We start from the raw sequence: 2,061 nt of genomic DNA on the forward strand, positions 1-2,061 counted from the left end.
TGTTATATCCAGTTCTAATTCGGTGAGTTCTTTTTTTCCTTGGCGGATAGTTTTTGGGTCACACTCTAATAAAGCTGAAATATAGTTAACGCCACCATGAGATAATTTTTCACTTTCAATGGCGGCATACCGTCGCTTATTTTTTTCACAAAGTGAGTCATAAAATTTCTTCATCGACTTTTCGATATTTTTTTTATAAGGAAATGACATAAGACAACCACTGAGTAATAAATTAAGATAACCTTAATTTAGGGGAGATATTTCATTATTCAAGCTTGGCTGCTTCAGGAACTTATTTCGTGCACATTCCTTAGGTTTGTTCGTTAATATTTTCTGTTTCTACATATTTTTTTAGGCCTGCAAGCGCGAGTGCTCCTGCTGGTTCTGCGACGGATCGGATATCATCGAAAATATCTTTAATCGCAGCACAAATTTCATCGGTATTGACGGTGATTACTTTATCAACCAGATTTCTAGCCAGGCGAAAGGGTTCTTTACCGATTTGTTTAACGGCTACCCCATCTGCAAATAAACCAACTTGTTTGAGTGTTACCCTTCTTTTAGCCTTTAATGCCTGATTTAAACAATCTGAATTATCAGGCTCGACGCCAATAATTTTAATTTCAGGACGAACAAATTTTGCATAGACTGCTATCCCGGAAATTAAGCCACCACCACCTACTGGTACAAAAATAGCATCTATATTATCTGTTTTCTGACGCAGTATTTCCATCGCAACGGTCCCCTGACCAGCAATCACATAAGGGTCATCATAGGGATGTACAAAAGTCATGTTTTTTTGTTTTGCTAGTTCTTTGGCATGTAGAAAAGCATCGTCAAATGAGTCGCCATGCAGAACCACTTTTGCCCCCCAGGCACGCACTGAATTAACTTTAATTTCCGGGGTCGTTTGGGGCATAACAATCAAGGACTTTATGCCTAATTTTGTAGCTGACAGGGCAACACCCTGGGCATGATTACCTGCGGATGCGGCAATGACCCCATGCTGTTTTTCCTGATCACTGAGAGAGGCAATTTTGTTATACGCGCCACGCAATTTAAATGAGAAAACTGGCTGCAAGTCTTTCCGTTTTAAATATATTTGATTGTTAAAGCGTTTTGTCAGAACAGGCGCATAATCAAGAGGGCTTTCCTGTGCTACATCATAAACTTTGGCTCTTAATATTTTTTCTATGTATTTTAGGGTCATAAGCTAAAGCGCCATTGGTGAACTATTCTTGCTATGCATTATCCCATAAGTAACTGAGTATAAATAAACTAACAAAATGCAAAAACTAGCTGGAGTAAAAAAGCTTTAGCTTTTTTCTAGTGACAGCAATAGCTAAAGCTATTGCACTCCTTTTTATCGCAGAACAAAATGTTAAAACAATTATGCACAGGTACTTACTAACTGAAGTTTCCCAATTATTGAGTAGCTGAAATACACAATGCTGGTGTATCGAGGTTTATTTTAGGTGGTTTTGCCATGTTTATAGCAAACCCCTACTTAATTCCCCTTAGGCAATAGCATTTGAAACGAATGAAAAGACTATTTTTTTCATATAGTTGTAGCATAGTTTCAATTTTACCATAAATAATTATTGGGAAACTTCAGCTTACTAATAGAGCAAGGCTAAGTAAGCTACTAGCTATGGTGCTCTTTTTTAAGCAATTCAGGAGGGGCTATAGGCTGACTGGGCAAGCAAAATACATTGCCAATTGTTTCTTTATAGGAAACAAACTAACAATAGTTTCGAGTATTGTTAGTTTCTGAGTCTTCTGTATAGTAAGGGTCAGTTATTAATGATCTTTTAGACAAGGGTAGCGGGATCCCGGATTATCAAAAAGGTATCTTAGTCGGTGCTTAATGTGATTCGAGCATTTCTGTTCTAGTCTATTAGAAAGTTAATTTAGTGCGAGTAATTAATTCTCGTGCTTATACACCTTATAAACATAGTACCTCCTCGTGATATTGTTTATCTTATAAATGCCTGTGCTGTATAGCATCAGGCATTTTTTTTGCCTGGCAATAATTAATTGCAGGTTTCAGTGCCAAATGAA

Annotated in this window: 2 pseudogenes; both read right to left on the bottom strand. The window is 37.2% G+C overall.

The window, feature by feature from the left end:
• Window positions 1–210 (bottom strand): annotated as a pseudogene (locus tag CDZ78_RS13430) (hypothetical protein); the annotation flags it as partial.
• Window positions 211–313: 103 nt separating this feature from the next.
• Window positions 314–1,210 (bottom strand): annotated as a pseudogene (ilvA, locus tag CDZ78_RS13435) (threonine ammonia-lyase, biosynthetic); the annotation flags it as partial.
• Window positions 1,211–2,061: the final 851 nt, after the last annotated feature.

It is taken from the genome of Bathymodiolus platifrons methanotrophic gill symbiont, from assembly GCF_002189065.1.
Taxonomy (GTDB): Bacteria; Pseudomonadota; Gammaproteobacteria; order Methylococcales; family Methylomonadaceae; genus Methyloprofundus.